17 protein-coding genes and 1 pseudogene are annotated in these 23,483 nt (G+C 72.4%); 14 read left to right on the top strand and 4 right to left on the bottom strand.

The features are described from left to right. The first annotated feature begins 116 nt into the window (after positions 1-116). The 3 genes from AB0N81_RS12890 to AB0N81_RS12880 all read left to right on the top strand — a co-directional run bounded on the left by AB0N81_RS12890 (position 117) and on the right by AB0N81_RS12880 (position 5,349). Positions 117-3,353, top strand: coding sequence for an RHS repeat-associated core domain-containing protein (locus tag AB0N81_RS12890; protein ID WP_365357844.1), 3,237 nt, complete (start codon positions 117-119; stop codon positions 3,351-3,353). A gap of 79 nt (positions 3,354-3,432) precedes the next feature. Then, a complete protein-coding gene (locus AB0N81_RS12885; RefSeq protein WP_365357812.1) occupies positions 3,433-3,645 on the top strand; it encodes a hypothetical protein in 213 nt (70 codons plus the stop codon). Positions 3,646-3,846: 201 nt separating this feature from the next. Continuing rightward, positions 3,847-5,349, top strand: coding sequence for an alpha/beta hydrolase (locus AB0N81_RS12880; RefSeq protein ID WP_365357811.1), 1,503 nt, complete (start codon positions 3,847-3,849; stop codon positions 5,347-5,349). A 133-nt stretch (positions 5,350-5,482) separates the two neighbouring features. Here the strand turns inward: AB0N81_RS12880 and AB0N81_RS12875 are convergent, their stop codons facing one another. Further along, positions 5,483-7,102: a hypothetical protein gene (locus AB0N81_RS12875; protein ID WP_365357810.1), complete on the bottom strand. Its 1,620-nt coding sequence runs from the start codon at positions 7,100-7,102 to the stop codon at positions 5,483-5,485. 145 nt (positions 7,103-7,247) lie between these two features. Here AB0N81_RS12875 and AB0N81_RS12870 point away from each other — a divergent pair, with 145 nt between their 5' ends. From AB0N81_RS12870 to AB0N81_RS12860, 3 genes and pseudogenes are all read left to right on the top strand, one after another. Then, positions 7,248-7,922, top strand: coding sequence for an HAD-IA family hydrolase (locus tag AB0N81_RS12870; RefSeq protein ID WP_365357809.1), 675 nt, complete (start codon positions 7,248-7,250; stop codon positions 7,920-7,922). Between the two features lie 299 nt (positions 7,923-8,221). Continuing rightward, positions 8,222-10,501: a catalase gene (locus tag AB0N81_RS12865; RefSeq protein ID WP_365357808.1), complete on the top strand. Its 2,280-nt coding sequence runs from the start codon at positions 8,222-8,224 to the stop codon at positions 10,499-10,501. Positions 10,502-10,646: 145 nt separating this feature from the next. Continuing rightward, positions 10,647-10,832: pseudogene (locus AB0N81_RS12860) on the top strand (DUF5133 domain-containing protein); the annotation flags it as partial. 113 nt (positions 10,833-10,945) lie between these two features. Here AB0N81_RS12860 and AB0N81_RS12855 read toward each other — a convergent pair. Then, entirely contained in the window at positions 10,946-11,854 is a 909-nt protein-coding gene (locus AB0N81_RS12855; protein WP_365357843.1) for a helix-turn-helix domain-containing protein, read from the bottom strand. 227 nt (positions 11,855-12,081) lie between these two features. Between AB0N81_RS12855 and AB0N81_RS12850 the strand changes: the two genes are divergently transcribed. Beyond that, positions 12,082-12,645: an MBL fold metallo-hydrolase gene (locus tag AB0N81_RS12850; RefSeq protein WP_365357807.1), complete on the top strand. Its 564-nt coding sequence runs from the start codon at positions 12,082-12,084 to the stop codon at positions 12,643-12,645. Between the two features lie 77 nt (positions 12,646-12,722). Here the strand turns inward: AB0N81_RS12850 and AB0N81_RS12845 are convergent, their stop codons facing one another. Next, positions 12,723-14,027, bottom strand: coding sequence for a phosphatase PAP2 family protein (locus tag AB0N81_RS12845; RefSeq protein ID WP_365357842.1), 1,305 nt, complete (start codon positions 14,025-14,027; stop codon positions 12,723-12,725). A 301-nt stretch (positions 14,028-14,328) separates the two neighbouring features. Here AB0N81_RS12845 and AB0N81_RS12840 point away from each other — a divergent pair, with 301 nt between their 5' ends. Both AB0N81_RS12840 and AB0N81_RS12835 read left to right on the top strand, forming a co-directional pair. Next, on the top strand, positions 14,329-15,978 hold the full coding sequence (locus AB0N81_RS12840; protein WP_365357806.1) for a diacylglycerol kinase family protein: 1,650 nt from the start codon (positions 14,329-14,331) through the stop codon (positions 15,976-15,978). 255 nt (positions 15,979-16,233) lie between these two features. Further along, complete coding sequence (locus AB0N81_RS12835; protein WP_365357805.1) at positions 16,234-17,181, top strand: ANTAR domain-containing protein; 948 nt, start codon at positions 16,234-16,236, stop codon at positions 17,179-17,181. On the opposite strand, the gene AB0N81_RS12830 is transcribed toward AB0N81_RS12835, so the two are convergent. Further along, on the bottom strand, positions 17,168-17,665 hold the full coding sequence (locus tag AB0N81_RS12830; RefSeq protein WP_365357804.1) for a cupin domain-containing protein: 498 nt from the start codon (positions 17,663-17,665) through the stop codon (positions 17,168-17,170). The two genes, AB0N81_RS12835 and AB0N81_RS12830, sit on opposite strands and share 14 nt — an antisense overlap. Positions 17,666-18,381: 716 nt before the next feature. Here AB0N81_RS12830 and AB0N81_RS12825 point away from each other — a divergent pair. The 5 genes from AB0N81_RS12825 to AB0N81_RS12805 all read left to right on the top strand — a co-directional run bounded on the left by AB0N81_RS12825 (position 18,382) and on the right by AB0N81_RS12805 (position 23,480). Beyond that, entirely contained in the window at positions 18,382-19,251 is an 870-nt protein-coding gene (locus AB0N81_RS12825; protein ID WP_365357803.1) for a LysR substrate-binding domain-containing protein, read from the top strand. A gap of 29 nt (positions 19,252-19,280) precedes the next feature. Next, entirely contained in the window at positions 19,281-19,529 is a 249-nt protein-coding gene (locus tag AB0N81_RS12820; RefSeq protein ID WP_365357802.1) for a DUF6332 family protein, read from the top strand. A gap of 131 nt (positions 19,530-19,660) precedes the next feature. Beyond that, positions 19,661-20,239, top strand: a complete 579-nt coding sequence (locus AB0N81_RS12815) for a 2Fe-2S iron-sulfur cluster-binding protein (RefSeq protein ID WP_365357801.1) — start codon at positions 19,661-19,663, stop codon at positions 20,237-20,239. Further along, positions 20,236-21,330 carry a xanthine dehydrogenase family protein subunit M gene (locus tag AB0N81_RS12810; protein WP_365357800.1) on the top strand — a complete coding sequence of 365 codons (1,095 nt, stop codon included), beginning with the start codon at positions 20,236-20,238 and terminating at the stop codon, positions 21,328-21,330. Before AB0N81_RS12815 ends, AB0N81_RS12810 begins: the two co-directional genes overlap by 4 nt. 50 nt (positions 21,331-21,380) lie before the next feature. Next, on the top strand, positions 21,381-23,480 hold the full coding sequence (locus AB0N81_RS12805; RefSeq protein WP_365357799.1) for a xanthine dehydrogenase family protein molybdopterin-binding subunit: 2,100 nt from the start codon (positions 21,381-21,383) through the stop codon (positions 23,478-23,480). Positions 23,481-23,483: the final 3 nt, after the last annotated feature.

Below are 23,483 nucleotides of genomic sequence, written 5' to 3'. Positions count from 1 at the left end.
CGGCCGCCGTGGCGCTCATGGCCGGAGTCGTCCCGGCGGCCTTCGCCCAGGGCGACTTGGTGGCCCCGGCCCCGGCTCCGGCCTCGGCCTGGGGCAGGGACGGCGAGCGGGCCGAGATGCCCGCGGTGAAGGTCGGCGAGACCAGGGCGCCGGCCTCCGCCCACCAGCGTGCGCCTTCGGGGGACCTCGCCCGGTGGCGGGCGGCGCAGAAGGAGCGTGCCGGCACCGCGAGCGGGAAGCGGGAGCGTGCCGCGAGGGCGGTGGCGGCGGTGGCGCCCAAGGGGCAGGGGGATGTTCCCTGGCATCAGATCTCCGATGTGCGGGTCACCGACTCCCTGGTGGCCCGCGTCAATTACTCCACCGGCAACCTCATGCTCGCCGCGACCGACTTCCAGGTCGCCGGTGTCGGCAAGTCACTGCAGCTGACCCGCACCTACAACTCGCTCGACGCGCCCTGGGGCAAGATGTCGCAGCGCTGGTGGCAGAACTACGAGCGTTATCTGCAGGTCGAGGACGGCCAGGTGGTGCTGTACGACGCCACGGGCGGGGCCGTCACCTTCACCAAGAAGGCCGATGGCACCTACAGCACGCCCAAGGGCTACCGCTTCGATCTGAAGACGACGTCCGACGGCGAGTACACGGTGACCGAGCGCGGTTCGGGCACCAAGGACACCTACAGTGCCTCCGGGACGCTGGTGAAGGTCTCCGACCGCAACGGCGGGCACATCCTGGTCGACCAGCACGACCAGGGCAGCGAGCACAAGGGCTTCAAGCTGACCGAGTCCCGCTCGGGGCGCTTCGTCGACCTGGTCAAGACCGATGCCTCGCAGTGGCAGGCCAAGGACAACACCGGCCGCACGGTCGTCCACGACCTCGATCCGGCCGGTGACCTGACCAAGGTCACCGACACCGAGGGCAAGGCGACCCTGTTCGGGTACGACTCCTCCCGCCGCCTGACGAAGATCACGACCCCTGAGGGGCGGGTGACGGTCTTCACCTACGACAGCGACAACCGGGTCACCTCCATGAAGCGGGCCACCCGCTTCGACGGTTCCGGTGAGACGGGGCCGACCTACCTCTACACCTACACCGCCGGCGAGGGCCGGGCGGGCACCACCAAGGTCACCGACCCGGCCGGCAACAGCACCACCTACGCGCACGCCGCCGACGGGGAGATCACCAAGGTCACCGACGCGCTGGGCAAGAACCGCGAGCGGACCTACGACGCCAACCTCAACCTGGAGACGGCCGTCGACGCGATGGGTGTGGGCGGCACGCCGGGCAACGTCACCACCTACGGCTGGGACACCCGCTCCAACCCCACCTCGCAGAAGCTGCCCACCGGCGCCACCTCCACGCTCAGCGGGTACAAGACCATCGCCGGCGCGGACGTCCCCGGCAAGATCACATCCGCCGACGGGGTCGAGGTCTCCTACGACTACGACGACGCGGGCAACACCACCAAGGAGACCGTCGCCGGCGCCCAGGGCGGCACCCGCACCTTCGCCTACAACCCCAAGGACCCCGCCTGCGGCGGCTTCGAGGGGCAGCGCTGCGAGGTCAAGGACGCCAACGGCAAGGCCACCAAGGCCGCTTACGACACCAAGGGCAACCTCACCAAGGTCACCCCGCCCGACCCGCAGGGCGCCACCACCTACACCTACGACAGCGCGGGCCGGCCGGAGACCGCGGTCGACGGGCGGGGCATCAAGACCGTCTTCGTCCACGACAACCGCGACCGCATCAAGAAGGTCTCCAGCACCCACATGACCGTCACCTACGAATACGACGGCGACGGCAACCTCAAGCAGCGCTCGGACGCCACCGGCGTCACCAAGTACGACTTCGACCCGCTGAGCCGGGAGACGATCCGCACCCTGCAGGACGGCTCGCAGACCGTCCTGACCTACTACCCCGAGGGCAACGTCGAGACGTACACCGACCCCTCCGGCACGGTGAAGTACACCTACGACAAGGTCAACCGGCTCGAGACGCTCACCGACGCACAGGGCAAGAAGAGCGGCTACGAGTACAACGCGAACGACTTCCGCACCAAGACCAGCCTGCCGGGCGGCACCGTGCAGACCGTCACTCCCGACAAGGCCAACCGGCCCAAGCACATCAAGGCGACCTCCTCCTCGGGCACCCTGGTCGATCTGACCTACGACTACTCCTACACCAGCGGCAGCACCACCAAGGACGGCGTGCGCATCCGGACCGAGACGGACGCCGTCGCCGGGCTGAAGCGCGCCTACACCTACGATTCGGCCGGACGTCTCACCTTCACCAACGAGACCAAGGGGTCGGCGGTCAACGACAGCTGGCTGTACTGCTACGACAAGGCCGGCAACCTCACCTCCCAGGGCCGCCAGGCGGGCTGCCCCGGCGGCACCACCTACACCTACAACGACGCCTCCCAGCTCACCGGCAGGAACGGCGACACCAGCGGCTGGTCCTACGACAAGGTCGGCAACGAGATCGCGGCCGCGCCGACCCCGGAGAGCGCGCGCACCGGCGGCCAGTGGAGCGACTTCTCCCAGCTGACCTCCCTCACCCAGGGCGGTCAGGAGTTCAAGGGCCGCTACGCCTCCACCGACCAGTCCGAGCGCACCCAGTTCGGCGACACCGCCTTCCACCACGGCCCGGTCGGCCTCTCCGCCAAGACCACCGGCGGCGTGGACATGAACTTCACCCGCGAGCCGAGCGGCGAGCTCAACTCCTTCCGCACCGAGGGGACGGCACGCACGCAGAGCACGTACTACTACCTCACCGACGCCATCGGCACGACCAGGGCCGTCGTCGACGAGCAGGGCGCGAAGGCCAACACCTACGACTACAGCCCGCGCGGTGTGACCCGCACCAGCACCGAGAAGGTCCCCCAGCCCTACCGCTTCGCCGGCGGCTACCAGGACCCCACCGGGCTCTACCACCTGTCCGCCCGCTACCTGGACCCGCGCACCGGGCGCTTCACCCAGCCCGACCCCTCGGGCCTGGAAACCAACCCCTACCTGTACGCGGCCGGCGACCCCACCAACATCATCGACCCCAGCGGCCTGCTGGGCTTCGGCTCGGTGGTGAACGCGCTCGGCGGCGGCGTGGACGCGCTCGGCTGGGTCGGCGACGGTGTCAGCGCCATCACGAAACTGGCCAGCGGGGACGCCGTGGGGATGTGGGGTGACGTCGCCGGGTTCATCGGCGGCGGCGCCTTCTTCGCCGGCTGCGAACTCGTCATGCTGGGCGGTGCCATTCCCACAGCCGGCGCCTCGGCCGTCGGCGGCCAGGCGGTCTGCTTCGCCGGTGCGTGGGGAGCGGGCGAAGCCTCCTCCAGTATCGTCGAATGGGCCATCGGCTAGCGCACGAACATGCCGGGGTGGAACCCGCGAAACGGATTCCACCCCGGCGTCTGTGTCCGTCAAACGGAAGGTGAACGCCATGATCCGCCCGGGCTGGACGATGGAGCAGCAGGAAGGCATCCGGTTCTACACCAGGATCCTCAACACCTTTGCCCTGCTGGGGGTCGTGCTGTTCACGATCATGACCCTGACCACAGGAAAGCCCCGCGGGTGGGTCATGGTCGCAGCCGTCATCCTCTTCTGGGCGGGCATCACCTTCTTCATGCGGCGCATGAAGAAGGGCCAGCCGTAGCAACTCGGGGAATCTCAGGGCTGGTTGGGGGCCGACCCCTACGGGGTGAGTCAGGGGTTTGCCGGATGTCGGGCGGGGCCTGCGGCGGGTGAAGATCGAGGTCTTGACCCCGTCGAAGGAGCAGTCACTGTGGTGGTCAGTCATGCATCGGGTGCCTCGCGCGGCCACCCCCAAAGACGGCGGTCACCTCTTGTCTGGGCTGTGGTGCTCGCCGTGCTGGGCGGCTTCGCGGGGGCGCAGGGCGCGAGCGGGGCGGCCGGTGGGCCCCAGGGTGTGCCGGGGCCCGAGGGGGCGGGCTCGCGGATCGTGTGGGAGCCGTGCGAGGCGGATGCCTCGGCTCAGTGCGGCAGGCTCTCGGTGCCGGTGGACTGGAGCAGGCCGGAGGGGCAGAGGTTCGACCTGCGGCTCGCCCGGCGCACGGCCACCGACCCCGGCGCGCGCGTCGGCTCCATGGTCTTCGGGCCCGGCGGGCCCGGGGATTCGGGTGTGGAGCGGATCGTGGGCCAGGGCAACATGCGCCGGTTCAGCGACCGTCTGCGCAGCCGGTTCGACATCGTCAGCTTCGACCCGCGCGGCGTGGGCGCCAGCAACCCGATCCGCTGCTCCCAAGAGCTCCTCGGCAGGCGTCCGGCGGCGGTCATCAAGAGCCAGGCCGATTTCGACGCCACGGTGAAGTACAACCGGGCGCTGCGCCGGGACTGCAGGAAGAACACCGAGAAGGGGCTCTTCGACCACGCCGACACCCTCAGCGCGGTCAAGGACCTCGACGCCATCAGGGCGGCCCTGGGCGAGCGCTCCCTCACCTTCCACGGCAGTTCGTACGGCACGCTGCTCGGCGAGCAGTACGCGGAGCGGTATCCGCGGCGGGTGCGCGCCCTGGCCCTGGAGTCCGTGGTGGACCACAGTGTGGGCACCAAGGAGTTCCTTGCTGCGCAGGCCGGCACGCTGCAGGACTCCTTCGAGGAGTTCGTGGCGTGGTGCGGGCGCAGCACCCGGTGTGTCCTGCACGGTGCGGATGTGCGGGCCCTGTGGGCGGATCTGCTGGAGCGGGCCGAGCACGGGAAGCTGGGGCAGCAGGGTGCGGCGCTGTCGCCGTTCGACCTGAACGCCAAGGTCATGAAGCTGCTGTACGACCCCGAGTGGGTGCGGCTTGCGGCGCTCCTGCAAGAGCTCGGGCGGAGCGGGGCGGGGCCGGGGCGAGGGAGCGCGGCGGCGGCACAGGCCGCGGACGAGCCGCGGGCCCTGCCCCGGGGCGGGTCGTCGGGGCCCGCTCTGGGGTCCTCTCCGTTGGAGATCCTGTGCCAGGACTGGAGCCTGCCGGTGCGCGACTACGCGGACTATGCGCGGCAGTTGCGCCGCGTGGCCCGGATCGCGCCGGACATGAGGTATCCCCGCGCGCTGGCGGCCCTCTCCTCCTGTCTGGGGGCTCCGGAGCCGGACAATCCGCAGCATCGGCTGAAGGTGCGTGGCAGCCGGCCCATCCTGCTGACCAACTCGCTCCACGACCCGGCCACCGGTTACGGCTGGGCCGTCGATGTCGCCGCGCAGCTGGGCGGCAACGCGGTCCTGCACACCTACCGGGGCTGGGGCCACGGCACGTACTCCAGCAGCCCGTGCGCGCAGAAGACCGTCGACGACTACCTGATCGCGCAGAAGGTTCCTGCCCGCGGGGCGAGTTGCCCGGCCGTCGAGCCGAGTGGGTGAGACGGGACGGGGACGGTCGCGTGCCGGCCGGGGGTATGACGAAGGCGGCCCCGCCGGTTGTGGCGGGGCCGCCTGGTGGGCGCTCTCAGGGCCCGGGGTTCGGCAGGCGGGCCTGATGGTGCCTCAGTGGTGGCTAGCGGACGTCGACGTAGTCCTCACGGCCGTAGTCCGCGTAGTGGGAGGTGACCGTGTCGGTGTAGCGCATCTGCCAGGTGCCGTCCTGCCGGGCGGTGAACTTCTTGCTGAACGAGCCGTCGCTCAGCGTCTTGGTGGTGCCCAGTTCCTTCCACGCGGAGCCGGCCGTGGCGGCCTTGAACCAGACGCGGATCTTCTGTCCGCCGTACGGCTTCCAGCTGGATCCCGACTTCTGCATCAGGCCGCCCTTGGCGGTGAGCGTGGCGCCCTTGCGCACGCCCTCGGGCGAGACGCCGTCGTTCCAGACCTGGGTGTACTTGCGTCCCAGGGTGAAACTCGGGCCGTTCACGCTCGCGTTGGTCAGGCGCAGCCGCCACTGGGCGCCGGTGTCGGCCTTCTTCGGCGAGGACACGGTGAAGGAGGCGCCGTAGGCGACGTCGAAGGTGCCGGTGCTCGTCCAGGAGCCGCCCGCGGGGCGGCGGTCGATGGAGACCTGCGCGGTGGTTCCGGCCGGGTAGGAGCCCTGGGTGACGCCGAGCTTGCCGGTGAAGGTGACCTTGCGGTACTTGTCCACCTTGGCCTGGACGTCGGACAGTTTGCTCGTCCGGGGCGGCGTGGCCAGCGTGAAGGAGTGCGGCGCGGCCGGGGCGGTGAACCAGTTCGAGGCGGCCGGCTGGACGTTCACCTCATCGCTCTGCTTGACGGTGTAGCCGGTGGCGAAGGTGCCGTTCTCGCCGCTGACCACGGTCTTGTCCCGGCCGCCCACGCCGCCGGCGGCGATGCGTACCTCGGCGGCGAGCGGCTTTTGGGTGCCGTCGTCCGCGGTGCGGGTGAGCTTGCCGCGCACGGGGACGTCACTGCCGTAGGGGGCGGTGACCGTGCCGTGGGGCGCGTCGACGGTGAGCTGCAGGGCCTGCTTGCGGAAGGGCAGGCTGAGCGACTCGTACTGCTGGTCGAACATGTACTCGTAGGTGGTGTCGGCGATGGTGTCGCTCGCGCCGAACTGCGTGGAGGTGGTGAAGCGTCCCTCCTTGTTCGTCCACACCCATCCCTCGCCGTAGGCCCCCCGGGCGCGGTAGTACATGCCCACCCCGGCGAAGGGCTTGACCTCGTGGGTCTTGGGGTCCTCGGCCACCAGGGACCCGGAGACCTTGATGTAGGCCTTCTCGTAGGAGATCCAGGGGTGGTTGCTGGTGAGGGTCAGCTTGGGGTCGAGGCCGTAGTTGAGGTAGCCGGTCGAGCGCTGGACGACTTCGTCGGGCTGTCCCTCGCGTGCCACGACGTCGATCACGTAGGCGCCCATGGCGGGCAGGGTGACCGGCTCGGAGCGGAAGGTGTCCTCGTAGCACTCCTCGGTGTCGGGGCACTTCTCGGTGCCGTCGAGGCGGACGCTGGCGAGGACTTCGGGGTCGTCCTTCGTGTGGATCTTGAGCGTGACGTCCTTCGGGTGGAAGCTCCAGGACATGTGCTCGTAGAGGGCGTAGATCTTGCCGCCCTCCAGCAGGGTCTCCGTGCGGCTGCGGGTGCCGCCGTCACCTGCCTGTGCCGCGGGTGCGGCAGTCAGTGTGGCAGCGCAGACCACAAGGCTCGTGGCCAGCGCTGCCGTGAACTTCTTCAAGACTCCCCCATCGGATCTTGCTGTGCGTGTCGCGCGTTTGACCTGCGGGAAGGGGGAATGGTTGTGCGGCTTTGGGCAGCGCGGGAGTTCGGCCGGGTGGGCCAGATCCACGCCAGGGCCATGCTGCGGCTGCGTCGACGGCACGTTGATCGATGCCGTGGACAACCAGCGCCGGGTCTGGCGGGCGTGGGCGCGGCGCCACGGGCTGGACGGCGATGAGGTGTACCGGGTGGCGCTGCGGACCAGGCCGATGGAGACCTTTGCGCAGGTCGCCGCGGACCGGGACCCGTACGCGTGTCTGGCCGCGCTGCACGAGCTGGAGGACGACGACGTCCGCAGGGGGGTCTACGGGGCGTTCGAGGGGGCCCGGGAGCTGCTCGAGGCTCTGCGGCCCGGGTCCTGGGCGCTGGTGACGTCGAACTACGAGCACCGGGTGCGCGGCCGTTTCGCGCGGACGGGGCTGCCGGTGCCCGGCGTGGGGGTGGACGCGGCCGCGGTGGCGGAGGGCAAGCCGTCGCCGGTGCCGTATCTGCGGGCGGCCGCGCTGCTCGGCGCCGATCCGCGGAAGTGTCTGGTCGTCGAGGACGCCGCCTCGGGGGTCGAGTCCGGACTGCGGGCCGGGATGACGGCGTGGGGCGTCAACGCGCCGGTGCCGGTGGAGGGCGCACACCGGCACTTCGCGACGCTGCGCGAAGCGGTCCACGACATCCGCGCCTTCGCCCGCGGGACCGGTCCTGGCCGGCCCGCCTCAGCCGGGCGGTGTCCCGGCGAGCCTTCCCCGGGCCGTGATCCGCTCACGGATGCGTGCCGCCGTCCGTGAGGCGTCCTGCTGCCCCGGGGTGAGCACACCGTTCTCACTGCCTTTTCGGCGCCACGAGGACCTTGCCGGCCACGGTGGGCCGGCGGCGCTCCGTGTACGCCTCCAGATCCATCTTCTGCCGTCGCTCCCCTGACACAGTGCCCCCCTTTTTTTCGGCCGTGCGGGGGCACCCCCGGACGGCTCAGTGCAGGTGTCCCCCGAGAAGGCGGAGGGTACCCGTCGTCTCGCGACATCACCCCTGCCCGGGGCGGCGCGCGCAGCGGTGCGCGGCCCGGTCCCGTCGAACGAGCGGAGTCCCAGTGAGCGAGAAGAAGAATCCGGTGTCGGCCGCCGCGGAGAAGGCGGTGGAGAAGGTACGCGGGGCCATGCGGTCCGGGAACGAGATTCCCGGCGCCCCGGGCCCGGAGGCCGTGCCGGTGGAGGAGCCCACGCAGCCGCACGGGCCGCTGCCGCCCAAGGCCGACCAGCACGGTCCGCAGACCTACAGCCCCACGGGGCAGCCCACCGGGGCGCCGCAGGAGAACGTCGCCCAGGAGGGCGCCTACCTGACCACCGCTCAGGGGGCGCGCCTGTACGAGACCGACCATTCGCTGAAGGCCGGGCCGCGCGGCCCGGTGCTGCTGCAGGATCACCATCTGCGGGAGAAGATCACCCACTTCGACCACGAGCGGATTCCCGAGCGGGTGGTGCACGCCCGCGGAGCCGCCGCGCACGGCGTGTTCAGGGCGTACGGCAGTGCCGCGGGGATCACCAGGGCGGGCTTCCTCGCCGAGGGGGTCGAGACGCCGGTGTACGTGCGTTTCTCCACCGTGCTCGGCTCGCGCGGCTCGGCCGACACCGTGCGCGACACCCGCGGGTTCGCGACGAAGTTCTACACCCAGGAGGGCGTCTTCGACCTGGTCGGCAACAACATTCCGGTGTTCTTCATCCAGGACGCGGTCAAGTTCCCCGACATCATCCACGCCGGCAAGCCGCACCCCGACCGGGAGATCCCGCAGGCGCAGAGCGCCCACGACACGTTCTGGGACTTCGTCACCCTGCACACGGAGGCCACCCACCACACGCTGTGGAACATGTCCGACCGCGGCATCCCGCGCTCCTACCGGATGATGGAGGGCTTCGGCGTCCACACCTTCCGGCTGGTCAACGCCGAGGGCGCCACCACCTTGGTGAAGTTCCACTGGAAGCCCCGGCTGGGTGTGCACTCGCAGGTGTGGGAGGAGGCGCAGATCACCGCCGGCATGGACCCCGACTTCCACCGCCGGGACCTCGCCGACGCCATCGAGGCCGGCGCCTTCCCCCAGTGGGAGCTCGGCGTCCAGGTCTTCCCCGACAGCGAGGACGAGATGTTCGAGGGCATCGACCTGCTCGATCCGACGAAGATCGTGCCCGAGGAGCTGGCCCCGGTCCGCCCGGTCGGTCTGATGACGCTCGACGCGAACCCCTCGAACTACTTCGCCGAGACCGAGCAGGTCGCCTTCCACCCCGGCCACCTCGTGCCCGGCATCGACGTCACCAATGACCCGCTGCTGCAGGGGCGTCTCTTCTCCTACCTGGACACCCAGATCAGCCGCCTGGGCGGGCCCAACTTCGCCCAGCTGCCGATCAACCGCACCCATGTGCCCGTCAACGACATGCTGCGCGACGGCATGCACCAGACGGCCGTGCACCGGGGCGTGGCACCGTACCGGCCCAACTCGCTGGACGGCGGCTGTCCCTTCCTGGCGGGCGCGGACACCGGCGCCTACATCGAGGTGCCGGCCCAGGTGCCGGCGTCCCGCAAGGTCCGCGACGCGCCGGCCACCTTCGCGGACCACTTCAGCCAGCCCCGGCAGTTCTGGCTCAGCATGACGCCCACCGAGCGCGAGCACATCGTGGCCGCCTACACCTTCGAGCTCGGCAAGTGCTGGAACGAGGGGATCAAGAAGCGGGCCCTGAACGTGCTCGCCCACATCGATCCGCAGCTGTGCTCGCAGGTCGCCGCGGGTCTGGGTCTGCCGGTGCCGGAGCCGTCCGCCCCGCCGGCCGTGGTCGAGCCGAGCCCCGCGCTGTCCCAGCTCGGCGAGGAGTGGCCGGTCGACGGCCGGATCGTGGGCATCGTCACCGACGGCGTCAGCGGCCTGGAGGGGGTGCGCACGGTCCGCCGGGCGGTCCTGGACGCCGGGATGGTCCCGCTGGTCATCGCCCCGGCCGGCGGCACCCTGGATGCCGACGGCGACCCGCTCACCGTGCAGCGCACCTTCACCACCGCCCGCTCCATCGAGTTCGACGCCCTCCTGCTGGCCGGTACCCCTGCCCCCGCCGCGGACGGCTACGGGGCCCGGGACGCCAAGGCGGACGACGGTGCGGCCCGGGCGAGCGGTGTCGAGCCCCGGCTGCTGCTGATGGTCACGGAGGCTTTCCGGCACGGCAAGGCGATCGGGGCCTGGGGGCGGGGAGCGGCCGCCCTGGACGCGGCGGGGCTGCCCGCGGACGCCGCGGGCGTGGTCAGCGGTGAGGAGCCCGAGGCCGTGCTGCGCACGGTCACCGGCCTGCTCGGCGGGCACCGGGCCTGGGAGCGGTTCACCCCCGCTCTGTGAAGGCCGGGGGCGGTGCGCGGGCCCCGACTGGAGGCTCTGTCCGGCCGGGGTGAGAATGCTGAATTGTGGGGGAATGGCATCCCGGATCCGGGGCACAAGGGGCCGTGCTTACCCCCAGCGAGTAATGGCTATGAGGAGGCCTCTGATGCTGATGGCACATCCGGTGGTACTCAAGAACCTGGTCGAGCGGTACGAGGCGCTGCGCGCCCTGCACGCCGAGCAGGGCACCAAGGAAGCCCGCCGGGGCATGGAGGACGTCGCCTACACGCTGTGCGTGTCGACCGGTACCCGTGACATCGGCGCCGCTCTGGAGGCCGCCCGCAGACAGCTCGCCACCTCCCCTCTTGCCGCCTCTCCCCTTGCTGCCTCCCCTGCCGCGGAGGGCCCCGGCCGGGCCGCAGGCGCTGTTCAGGCCGCAGGTGCCGGCCAGGGCGCAGGCGCCGGTCAGGGCGTGGTGGTGAAGGAGCGGCGGTAGGAGCGGGGCGGTACTCCCCGGCGGCGTACGAACTGTTCGCGCAGGACGGCCGCGCTGCCGTAGCCGACCCGGCGGGCGATCTCCTCAATGGGCAGGTCGGTGGTCTCCAGGAGTTCCTCGGCGCTGCTCAGGCGCAGGTCGCGCAGCCAGGCGTGCGGGGTGGTGCCGGTCGCGGCGGTGAAGCGGCGGGCGAAGGAACGCTTGCTCATGACGGCGCGGCGGGCCAGTTCGGTGACGGGCAGCGGCTCGTGGAGGTTCGCGCGGGCCCAGGCCAGTACGTCGGCCAGGCGCTCGTCCTGGCCGTCCTGGGGAGCGGGGGCGGCCAGGTACTGGGCCTGGCCGCCGTCGCGGTGGGAGGGCAGCACCACGTCCCGGGCGACCGCGTTGGCCATCGCGGCCCCGTGTTCCCTGCGCAGCAGGTGCAGGCAGAGGTCGAAGCCGGCGGCGGCTCCGGCGCCGGTGACAAGGGACCCTTCGTCGATGTAGAGGGCGTCGGGTTCGACGGTGACGTGCGGGTGGCGGCGGGCGAGCAGGTCGGCGAACCGCCAGTGGGTGGTGGCCCGCCGGCCGTCCAGGAGTCCGGCGGCGGCCAGCGCGAAGGTGCCCACGCAGTGGGCCGCGAGCAGTGCGCCGCGCTGGTGGGCCGCCACGAGGGCGTCGAGCACGGCGGGGGCGGGCGGGGTGCGGAAGTCCGCCCAGGGCAGGGCGATCACGAGGTCGGCGCGGGCGAGCCGGTCCAGGCCGTGCGTGATGGTCAGGGGGATGCCGAGGTCGGTGGCGACCGGGCCGGGGCGCTCGGTGCACAGGGCGAAGTCGAAGCCGGGCAGGGCCGTCCCGTGCGGGCCGAAGATCTCGGTGACGATGCCGACGGCGAGCATGCCGGTTCCGGGCGGGGTGTAGGCGGCGACGGTCGCGAAGGGGGTCACGCGGGGCAGTGTGGCACTGATCCTGCGATCAGTGGCAGATGTGCCACTCGTGGGCGGCCGGGGCGCGCGCAAGGATTGCCGCCATGACGAACACAGGCGCACCGACAGACACACCGGCCCCCACATCAGCCCGCGTATCAGCCCGCGTATCAGCGGACGCCCCGCTCGGACGCAGCGCCGTGTACACGGTTTTGACCACGGGTTACGTCGGCTCCACCGGCCCCGGGGTGGCCGCGACCGTTTCCTACGTGGCGGACGCCGGCCGGCATGTGATCTTCGATCCGGGCATGGTGGCCCGGCGTGAGGACATCCTCGGCCCGCTCCGGAAGCTGGGGCTGGGGCCCGACGACATCACCGATGTGGTGCTCAGCCACCATCATCCGGACAACACCATGAACGTGGGCCTGTTCGGGCGGGCCCGGGTGCACGACCACAAGGTGGAGTACAGCGGCGATCAGTGGCGCAACCGGGATGCGGAGGGCTACGAGCTCACCGCGTCGCTGCGGCTGATCCGCACACCGGGGCACAGCACCGAGGACATCACGCTGCTGGCGGGCACGGAGGCGGGCGTGGTCGCCTTCGCCGGTGATCTGTGGTGGCACGCGGACGGTCCGGCGGACGACCCGGTGGCGCCCGACCGCGGGGTGCTGCGGGCCTCCCGGCTGCGGGTGCTGGCCGCCGCGGATCTGATCGTGCCCGGCCACGGCGGCCCGTTCAGGGCCGATGCGAGCACGCCGCGCTAGCCGCCCGCCCCGGGGCGTATTTCCCCGGCCCGCCTCGCATCGCGGCCCGCCTCCTCTCGCGCCGGTGCCGGTGGGGCTCACACCATTTCGGGCTGCGGTTCCGGTCGTTGCGCCGGGACGGCCTTGGGATCCCACAGCCGGGTGGTCCGTACGTAGCCGTGGATCACCGAGGCCATCGCCAGGACGAGGAGCGGTCCGAATATCCACGGGTGGTCGGCCATCTGCACCGGCAGATAGCGGTACGACACGAGCAGCAGCGCGAAGACGGTCGTGCCGTAGGCGACCAGCTGGATTCCCGAGCGGTCCCAGCCGCGGTCCAGTGCGCGCAGCGCCGCGTCGATGGTGAAGGCGAACACCACGCCGGCGATGATGTCCGCGCCGTAGTGGTAGCCGAATCCCAGGGTCGCGCCGAGGGTGGCGACCAGCCAGAACGTGCCCGCGTACTGCAGGACGCGCGGGCCCTTGCGGGAATGGATGAAGATCGCGGTGGCCCATGCCGTGTGCAGGCTGGGCATGCAGTTGCGCGGGGTGATCTCGTCGAACGGTATGGCGTGCGGGGTGGCCAGTGGCGGCGGGGTGTGGGGCCACAGGTCGGCCAGCGCCCACTGTTCGCCGCCGGTGCCGAAGGCGCCGGTGCCGTAGGTGAAGATCGGCCCGACCACCGGGAAGATCATGTAGATGGCCGGTCCGACGAGGCCGATCACCAGGAAGGTGCGCACCAGGTAGTGGCCCGGGAAGCGGCGCTCGGTGGCGACGTTGCGCAGCTGGTACAGCGAGACGACGACCGCGGCCACCGCGAGCTGGATGTAGACCCAGTCAAGGACGTGGGCGCCCAGGGAGCCGGTGGCCTCGACGATGCGGCCGGCCAGCCATGACGGGTTGCCCAGGGCGTGGTCGGCGGTCGCCACGTACTGGTCCAGGACGGTCGGGCGGGTCTTGGAGGTGATGAGCAGCCAGGTGTCGCCGGTCTTGCGGCCGGCGACCAGGAGCAGGCCCAGGCCGACGCCCTTCAGCAGGAAGACGCGTTCGGGCCCGGTGCGGCGGGTCAGGGCGATGACGCCCCAGCCCAGGATCGCCCACAGGGCGCCGTTGCCGAACATCATGTCGGCGTCGACGGCCCAGCGCACCAGGAAGAAGGCAAGGTCGATCCCGACGGCGGCGGCGGCCGTGATGGCGCGTTGCCGCCAGGTGAGGACCACCATCATCAGCGCCATGCTGGCGTACAGCAGCGGGCCCGATTTGGGGGCGAACATCACCTCACGCGCCTGGTTGGCGATCGGACCCGGCAGGCCGTAATGGCGTGCGGCGATCTCCAGCGCGATGAGGAATCCGAGGGCCACCGCGCCGGCCGCGCCCCACAGCAGGACCCGCGGTTGACGCAGTGTGGCGAATACAATTCTGCGGTTTTTTTGCGAAAATATTCGCGTTGCTATTGATATCAATGGCTTGGCCGATTTGTTAGATTTTTATTTTAAATGGCTCACTTTTCGTGCTAGATAGCGTGTTTATCGGGTAACGGGTGGGCTATCAGGGCTAGCGTCGTGAGTTCGATCATGCTAGCGGAGCGACGGGGGTGAACCGTCTCGCCGAACAAAAGAACGGGCGCGGCTAGGGTGAGGCAGCGCTGCGGGCCGGGAGGGGCCGCGCGCGGCGGATTTCTAGGTGCAGGGGTGAAGCGAGGGTATGAAGCGACCTGGACGGCTGGGGAAGATACCGGGGCCGGGAAACCGGGTGGCGGCGGCCTTCGCCGCGGCGCGCGGCGGGCGGGCGGATGCCGCGCTGCGGCTGCTGCGCGGGGCGGCGGGCAGCGAGGCCGTGTGGCTGGGCGCCGCGGCCGCGCTCGGGGCGTCGGGCGGCAGGAGCGCCCGCAGGGCCGCGCTGCGCGGTCTCGGCTCGGTGGCGATCGTCGCGGCGGTCAGCCGCACGCTGGCCAAGCCGGCCGTCCACCGCGCCCGTCCTCTCCTTGACGGGCGCCCGCTGCTCGGCGGGGGCTCTGTGCTCGGTGGGCGCCCCCTGCTCGGCGGGGGTTCTGTGCCGGGTGTGCTGTCCGGGCTGTCCGGGCTGTCCGGGCTGTCTGCCCGACCGAGCGCCGCTTCCCTGCCCACCAGCCCGCTGGCACCGGCCGCCGCCTTCGCCTGCGGGGTGGCCCTGGAATCGCCCCGGCACGGCCTGGCCGTCCTGCCGTTCGCCGCGGGACTCGCCCACCTGCGCGGCCGCGGAAGCCTGGGACACCGGGGACGGGTGGCGGCCGGCGTGGTGGTGGGCGTGGGCGCCGCGCTGCTCACCTGCCGCTGGTGGCCCGTCAAACCCGAGGCCGCGGCGGCCGCCGCTCCCCCGCGCCGGCCCGCCCCCGCACTGCCGGACGGCAAGGGCCTGCACCTGGTGGTCAACCCCTCCTCCGGCGTCGCCTGGTCCAAGGACACCGCGGAGGCGCTGCGCACGCTGCTGCCCGAGGCCTCCATCACCCTCTTCGAACCCGGCGACGACCTGCTCGCCCTGCTCGACGAGGCGGCGGTGCGGGCCGTCGCGGACGGCGGGGCGCTGGGCGTGTGCGGCGGGGACGGCACCGTCAACGCGGGCAGCGCGACGGCCGCCCGCCACCGGGTGCCCCTGGCCGTCTTCCCCGGAGGCACGTTCAACCACTTCGCCGCGGACCTCGGCAACCAGACCCTGGAGGACGTCGCCCGCGCGATCCGGGCGGGCGAGGCGGTCACCGCCGACGTCGGCCGGGCCTCCTGGCCCAAGCCCCCCGCCCCGCTTCCCGGTTCGCTCTCCGGTTCGCTCCCCGCACAGGAGCCGCCGCACGACGCGGAGCAGCAGCTGTTCCTCAACACGTTCAGCATCGGGGTGTACTCCGAACTCGTGCACGCCCGGGAACGGCTGGAAAAGCGCATCGGCAAGTGGCCCGCGCTGACCGTGGGGCTGGCCAAGGTGCTGGCCACCGGCAGTCCGCTCTCCGTGGTCATCAACGGCCGCCGCCGCAGCATCTGGCTGCTCTTCGCGGGCAACGGCATCTACCACCCGGCCGGTTTCGCCCCCACCTACCGCACCCAGCTCGACGACGGGCTGCTCGATGTCCGCGCCGTCGAAGCCGGCACCCCGCTGGCCCGCACCCGGCTGCTCCTGGCCGTGCTGACCGGGACCCTGCACAGCTCCCGGGTGCTGACGACCGCGCAGGTGCGCCGCCTGGACCTGGAAGTCCTGCGGGGCGAGCCCCACTTCGCCTACGACGGCGAGGTGACCGACGCCACCTACCGGCACCTGGTCCTCGACAAGCTGCCCAAGGCCATCACGCTGTACCGCCCCGCCGACCAGGAGCAGTGGCTGCGCTGACACCGGGCCGGTGGCGGGGAGTTCGGCCGCGGCGAGGCCGGGGTGGGGGCGGGGTGGGGGCGCATTCTCGCCGGTGGCCGGTTTCGGGGCCGGTCATGACATGACGGGCGCGGCCCGATACGGTCGCCACAGTGTGTGAGGAGCGGCTCCCGTCTGCGGAATGTGCTGGGCGGGACAGAGGCGTGCACCGTGGCTGCCGCTGCTCATCGACCGGTGAAAAAGGGCCGGAGCAGAGTGCGGCCAGGGGAGAAGAGCTTGACGACCGTTCCGACTGTGCCCCCGCCACCCGACGAACAGCCCGCCTCCGGGCAGCCCGCTCCCGAGCAGCCCGCTTCCGGGCAGTCCGCCTCCGGGCAGTCCGCCTCCGAGCAGCGGCCTGCCCCGCCCGGGGACGAGACGGAGCAGCTGCGGGCCACCGCCGAGGAGCTGCGCAAGCAGGTGTCCGAGCTGGAGGTCCAGGCGCGTGCGCGGCCCAGGATCGCGCTGGCCGAGGGCATCCTCGTCGAGCGCTACCGCCTGAAGGAGCCGCGGGAGGCGTTCGCACTGATGCGCCAGGCCTCCCAGCGGGCCAACATCAAACTGCACCAGCTGGCCGCCGCGGTCGCCCGTGTCCCGGGGCCGGCGCCCGGCGCCGAGGCATGGCTCTCCCGGCGGCCCCAGCACCCCGCACCGAGCCTGAGCACGCTCGAGGCCGGCACGCTCGACGCGGCCAACCAGGGCGAGGTCCTGGGCGCCGCGCTGCGCCGCGTCCTGACCGTCACCGGGACCGACATGGGCAACGTGCAGCTGGTCGAGGACAACGTCCTGCGCATGGCGAAACACGCCGGGCTGCCCCGGCACTTCACCGACTACTTCGCCTTCGTCGAGGGCAACACCGCGTGTTCGCGGGCCGCCGCCGCCAGCCACCAGGTCACCGTCAGGGAGATCGCCTCCTCGCCCGGCTTCGACGACGAGACGCGCCGCGTGATCCTCACCTCCGGCAGCCGCGCCTGCCACAGCATCCCCCTCGTCGACGACCAGGACACCGTCCGCGGTGTCATCTCCTCCCACCACGCCCGGCCCCTGGCCGGCTTCACCCAGGCGCAGCTGCGGGCGCTGCACGCCACCGGCCGCACCATGGGCGACTGGATCAAGTGGCATCAGGACACCGTCCTGATGGACGCGCTGGAGGACCTCCACCGGCTCGCCCTCACTCCTCGGTGAGGGCGGGTCCGGCGGGGCCGGCGGGTTCGGTGGGGCCGGCGGGTTCGGTGGGGCTGGCGGGTTCGGTGGCGTAGCGGGCCATCGTCCGGATGCTCTCGCCGGGGGCCGGCGGGCCGTCCCCGGACAACTGCGTCTGCAGGTCGCGGAAGTACTGCACGTACAGGTCCGGGGTGAAGATGCTGAGCATGACGGCCGGTCGGCCGGTCGTGTTGGCGAAGGTGTGCGGGGCGCCGGGCGGGACCAGCACGAAGGTGCCCGCGCCCGCGTCGTGCTCCTCCTGGCCGACCGTGAAGCGCACCGTCCCGGAGAGGATGTAGAAGCCCTCGTCGTGCCGGGCGTGGCGGTGTTGCGGCGGCCCGGGTGTATGGGGCGCCAGCACGGATTCGGTGAGGCCGAGGCGGTGGCCGGTGTTGCTCCCGTCCTCGAGAACACGCATCCGTGTCGCCCCCAGGACGATCGCCTCGCCCTCCCCCGGCCCGACCACCGAGACGACAGGCGCCGGGGCCGGGGCGGCGGATGGCGGGGCGGCGGTTGGCGGTGCGCCGGGCGTCGGGTGACCGGGCGTCGGGACGCTGGCCCTCGGGTGCCCGGGCGCTGGGACGCCGGTCGGCGGGGCGCCGGTCGTCGGGAGGCCGGGCGCTGGCTCGCCGGTCGGCGGGGCGCTGGTCTTCAGGGGGCCGGGCGCCGGATGGCCGGGCGCCGGATGGCCGGGCGCCGGATGGCCGGGCGCCGGGACGCCGGCCCTCGGGTACCCGGGCGCTGGGACGCCGGTCGGCGGGGCGCCGGTCGTCGGGAGGCCGGGCGCTGGCTCGCCAGTCGGCGGGGCACCGGTCTTCAGGGGGCCGGGCACCGGATGGCCGGACGCCGGATGGCCGGACGTCGGGACGCCGGCCCTCGGGTACCCGGGCGCTGGGACGCCGGTCGGCGGGGCGCCGGCCCTCGGGTGCCCGGGCGCTGGCTCGCCAGTCGGCGGGGCACCGGTCTTCAGGGGGCCGGGCGTCGGGTGGCCGGACGCCGGGACGCCGGCCCTCGGGTGCCCGGGCGCTGGGACGCCGGTCGGCGGGGCGCCGGTCGTCGGGCGGGTGGGTGTCGGGGGGTTGGGGTTTGGGGTGGTGGGCATGGGGTGATTTCAGCGGTGGGGTGGGGCGGGTGTCCAAGACCTGTTTCAGGGGGGCGATACCGGCTGGGTATCGTCGCCGTATGGAGCTGCGCAGACTGCGCTATTTCGTGGTGGTCGCCGAGGAACTCCACTTCGGCCGGGCCGCCGTCCGGCTGCACATGAGCCAGCCGCCGCTGAGCCGGGCGATCAGACAGCTGGAGACCGAGACCGGTGCCGTGCTGTTCGAGCGCTCCCCGGCCGGTGTCACGCTCACCGCGGCGGGAGCGGTGCTACTGGAGGAGGCGCGGGCCCTGCTCGAGCGGGCCGAGCTGGTGCGCGTACGGGTGGCTGCCGCGGCCGGCACCTCGCTCCTGCGCGTCGGCGTCCTTGGCGACAGCGCCGGCCCGGAGGTGAGCCGGCTGGCCGAGGCCTTCCGGCGGCGTCACCCGCACGTCGAGGTGCGGGTGCGCGAGGCCGGCCTGGCCGACCCCGCCTGCGGGCTGCCCGCGGGCCGGGTCGATGTGGCCCTGACCCGCGGGCCGTTCGAGGAGATGGGCCTGACGGTGCGTGAGCTGCGCGGCGACCCGGTGGGGGCGCTGCTGCGGGCCGACGACCCGCTGGCCCGGCGCGCTTCCTTGAGCCTGGCCGACCTCGCCGGGCGGCGCTGGTTCGTCTTCCCGCGGGGCACCGACCCGGCGTGGCAGGCGTACTGGAGCGGCGGCGTGCCCCGGCAGGGGCCGGTGGTGCGGGCGGTCGTGGAGTGTCAGCAGGCGGTGCTCTGGAACGGCACGGTGGGCATGACGCTGCTGGGCCACGAACCCGCCCGGGGGCTCACGGTGGTGCCGCTGAGCGACATGCCGCCCAGCCGCGCGGTGGCGGCCTGGAGACAGGGCGACCCCAGCCCCCTGGTCCGCTCCTTCGTCAAGATCGCGGCCGGCGCCTGTCGGGAGCAGGAAGACGGGGGCCTCTGATGCCTGCGGGCTCAGTACTCTTTGCTGTCATGGGGACAAGCCGCCGCAGCCAGGCCGAACGGGACGCGATCACCGTCGAGATCGGATACGCGCTGCTCAGCGCGTGCTTCCTGGGTGCCGTGGTGTTCGGGGCGCTCGCCGGGCCGGTCGCCGTCTGGCAGCTGCCGGCCGCCGTCGAGGAGACCCTGCCCGTCGTCGGCGGCGTGATCGCGGCTGTGCTCGCGGTGCTCCGTGTCGTGCATGTCCTGTGGCGCTGCGCGAGGCCCGGCCGGCGCTGACGCTCCCCCTCCCGGCGGGCGGGTGACCCGCGCGCTCCCGGCATGCCGGAATGTGTGTCCTGACTCAGGCTGGATAGGCGATGACGTCGATGACGTCACGGATCATGCTTGGGACGAGGGAGCAGAGCGCCATGGGAACCGATGTGTTCCATTCGCAAGTGCCCATGAGGGTGAACGGCAGGCCCTGCGGCCCCGTCGTCGATCACCGCTCCACACTGCTGGACGTCCTGCGGGAGCAGCTGGCTCTGACGGGCGCCAAGAAGGGCTGCGACCACGGGCAGTGCGGTGCCTGCACCGTCCTGGTCGACGGGCGCCGCGCCAACAGCTGTCTGCTGCTGGCCGTGGCCCTGGAGGGGTGTGACATCACCACCGTCGAGGGGCTGCGGGACGGCGACGGCGAGAGTGAACACCCCCTGCAGCGGGCCTTCGTGGCGCGCGACGCGTTCCAGTGCGGGTACTGCACCCCGGGGCAGATCTGTTCGGCGGTGGGCGCCCTGGCCGAGGCGCGGGCGGGCCGCGCCTCGCACGTGACGGACCCGCGGGCGGCCACCGGCGCGCCGGTGGCGTTGACCAAGGAGGAGATCCGGGAGCGGCTCAGCGGCAACCTGTGCCGCTGCGGCGCCTATCCGCACATCGTCGAGGCCGTCGAGGACGCCGATGCGGGTGGTGCCAGTGGTGCCGGTGGTGCCGGGGAAGGGGGAATCCGGTGAAGTCCTTCATGTACGTGCGGGCCCACAGCGTCGATGAGGCGACCGCGGCGCATGCCGGGCACGCCACCTCCCGTTACCTGGGTGGCGGAACCAACCTCGTCGACCTGATGAAGCTGGGGGTGGAGCGGCCCGAGACGCTGGTCGACGTCAGCCGGCTGCCGCTGGACTCGGTCGAGGAGCTTGCCGACGGTTCCGTGCGGGCCGGTGCGATGGTGCGCAACAGTGACCTGGCCGCCCATCCGCTGGTGCGTGACCGCTATCCGGTGCTGGCCCAGGCGCTGCTGTCGGGAGCCTCCGGCCAGCTGCGCAACATGGCCACGACGGGCGGCAACCTGTTGCAGCGCACCCGCTGCCCCTACTTCCAGGACCTGGGCAAACCGTGCAACAAGCGGGAGCCGGGCTCGGGGTGCGGTGCGCGCGAGGGCGTGCACCGCGATCACGCGGTGCTGGGCCACTCCCAGCAGTGCATCGCCACGCACCCCTCGGACATGGCGGTCGCGCTCGCCGCGCTCGATGCCCGGGTGGAGCTGCAGGGTGCGCAGGGCGCGCGGACGCTGGCGGTGGCGGAGTTCCACCGGCTGCCGGGCGACCGGCCGGAGGTGGACACCGAGATCGCGCCGGGTGAGCTCATCACCGGGGTGCTGATTCCGCCGGTGGCCTCGGGCGTCGTCTCGGCCTACCGCAAGGCGCGGGACCGTGCCTCGTACGCCTTCGCGCTGGCCTCGGTGGCCGTGGTGCTGGGGGTGCGCGACGGTGTCGTGGAGGAGGTGCGGATCGCGTTCGGCGGGCTGGCCCACCGGCCCTGGCGTGCCCGGCGTGCCGAGGAAGTACTGCTGGGTGCGGCGCCGCGGGAGGAGGTGTTCCTGCGGGCCGTGGAGGCGGAGCTCGCGGAGGCGGTGCCGCTGCGGGACAACGGGTTCAAGGTGCGTCTGGCCCGCAATCTCGCCTGCGATGTCCTGCGTCGCCTGGCCGACTCCCCCAGCTCCCCCGCCTTCCCCAGCTCCCCCGACTCCCCTAGCTCCCCCGACTCCCCTAGCTCCCCGGGCTCCCCGGGCTCCCCTAGCTCCCCGGGCTCCCCCGCCGCGTCCTGACCCCTCGTCCCGCCGTCTTTCTCGCCCCCGTCTTCAGCAGGGAGAACCTCATGCCGGACACCGTCGATGCTCTCGGGGCGGACCTCGAGCGCAGGGAGGGTCCCGACAAGGTGCACGGGACCGCCCGTTACGCCGCCGAGCACACGCCCGAGGGGTGTGCCTATGCCTGGCCCGTCCCGGCCACCGTGGCGCGCGGTGAGGTCACCGGCCTCGACGACCGGGCGGCGCTGGCGCTGCCCGGCGTCGTCGGTGTCCTCAGCCACCGCAACGCGCCGCGGCTCGCCGAGTCGGACGACGCGACGCTGGCCGTGCTGCAGAACGCCCGGGTCCCGCACCGGGGCTGGTATGTGGCGCTGGTCGTCGCCGACACCCTGGAGGCGGCGCGCGAGGGGGCCGCGGCGGTACGCGTCACCTACGCCGAGGAGCCCCACGACGTCACCCTGCGCGCCGGGCATCCCGATGCCTACGTACCAGAGGACTCGGACGGCACGTCGGGCGAGCACGTGCGCGGGGACGCGGAGGGGGCGTTCGCGGCCGCGCCCGTGCGCGTCGACGCCGGTTACCGGGTGCCGCCGCTGCACAACCACCCCATGGAGCCGCACGCGGCCACCGCCCGCTGGCAGGACGGGCGGCTGAGCGTGTACGACTCCAGCCAGGGCGCCACCACCGTGCGCGATGTCCTGGCGACTCTGTTCGAGCTGCCCAAGGAGCAGGTCACGGTCGTCTCCGAGCACGTCGGCGGCGGTTTCGGCTCCAAGGGCACGCCCCGCCCGCACGTGGTGCTCGCCGCCATGGCCGCCCGTGCGACGGGCCGGCCGGTGAAACTCTCCCTGCCGCGCCGGGAGTTGGCGTGCGTGGTGGGTCACCGCTCGCCGACGCTGCACCGGGTGCGGCTGGGCGCCGGGCAGGACGGCACGCTGACCTCGGTGATCCATGAGGTGAACGCGTACACCTCCCGCGTCAAGGAGTTCGTCGAGACGGCCGCCGCCGCCACGCGCGTCATGTACGCCTCGCCGCACGGCCGGACCACCCACCGGGTGGTGCCGCTGGATGTGCCCAGTCCGTCCTGGATGCGGGCCCCGGGTGAGGCGCCGGGCATGTACGCGCTGGAGTCGGCGATGGACGAGCTGGCCGTGGCGCTCGGCATGGACCCCGTCGAGCTGCGGCTGCGCAACGACACCGACGAGGAGCCCGACAGTTCCCGGCCGTTCAGCAGCCGGCATCTGGCCGAGTGCCTGCGGGAGGGGGCCCGGCGCTTTCGCTGGTCCGAGCGTGATCCGCGGCCCCGCTCGCGGGCCGAGGGGCCGGTGCTGGTGGGCAGCGGGGTCGCGGCGGCCACCTACCCGGTGGTCGTCGCGCCGTGCCGGGCCGGTGTCCACGCTTATCCGGACGGCGGGTTCGTGGTCCGGGTCAACGCCACCGACATCGGTACGGGTGCCCGTACCGTGCTCGCGCAGGTCGCCGCCGACGCGCTCGGCGTGCCGGTGGAGCGGGTGCGCACCGAGATCGGCAGCAGTGACCTGCCGGCGGCGCCGCTGGCCGGCGGTTCGTCGGGGACGGCGTCGTGGGGGTGGGCGGTGCACGAGGCCTGCACACGGCTGGCCGGGCGCCTGTCGGGGCAGCAGGGGCAGCAGCTGCCGCCGGAGGGGGTGGGCGCCACGGCCGATACGGCGGGCGCCGCCGACGCCGACAGCGACTACGCCCGGCACGCCTTCGGCGCCCACTTCGCCGAGGTCGGTGTCGACACGGTGTCCGGGGAGGTCCGGGTGCGCCGTCTGCTGGGCGTCTACGCCGCGGGGCGCATCCTCAACTCCCGTACCGCGCGGTCGCAGTTCATCGGCGCGATGACGATGGGGCTGGGGATGGCGTTGACGGAGGGCAGCACGATGGACGCCGCGTTCGGTGACTTCGCGGAGTGCGACCTGGCGGCCTATCACGTGCCCGCGCACGCCGACGTGCCCGTGATCGAGGCGCACTGGATCGAGGAGGACGATCCTCATCTCAACCCGATGGGCAGCAAGGGCATCGGGGAGATCGGGATCGTGGGGACGGCCGCGGCCATCGGCAACGCGGTGCACCATGCGACCGGGGTGCGGATGCGTGAACTGCCGCTGACCCCCGACCGGGTCCTGAACAGCGCCCTGTTGTGAGCT

Origin of the sequence: Streptomyces sp. NPDC093510 (genome assembly GCF_040683555.1) — a bacterium.
In the GTDB taxonomy this organism is placed as follows: domain Bacteria; phylum Actinomycetota; class Actinomycetes; order Streptomycetales; family Streptomycetaceae; genus Streptomyces.
Note: the sequence above shows the minus strand (reverse complement) of the source record. Positions and strands in the feature narration are given on the sequence as shown.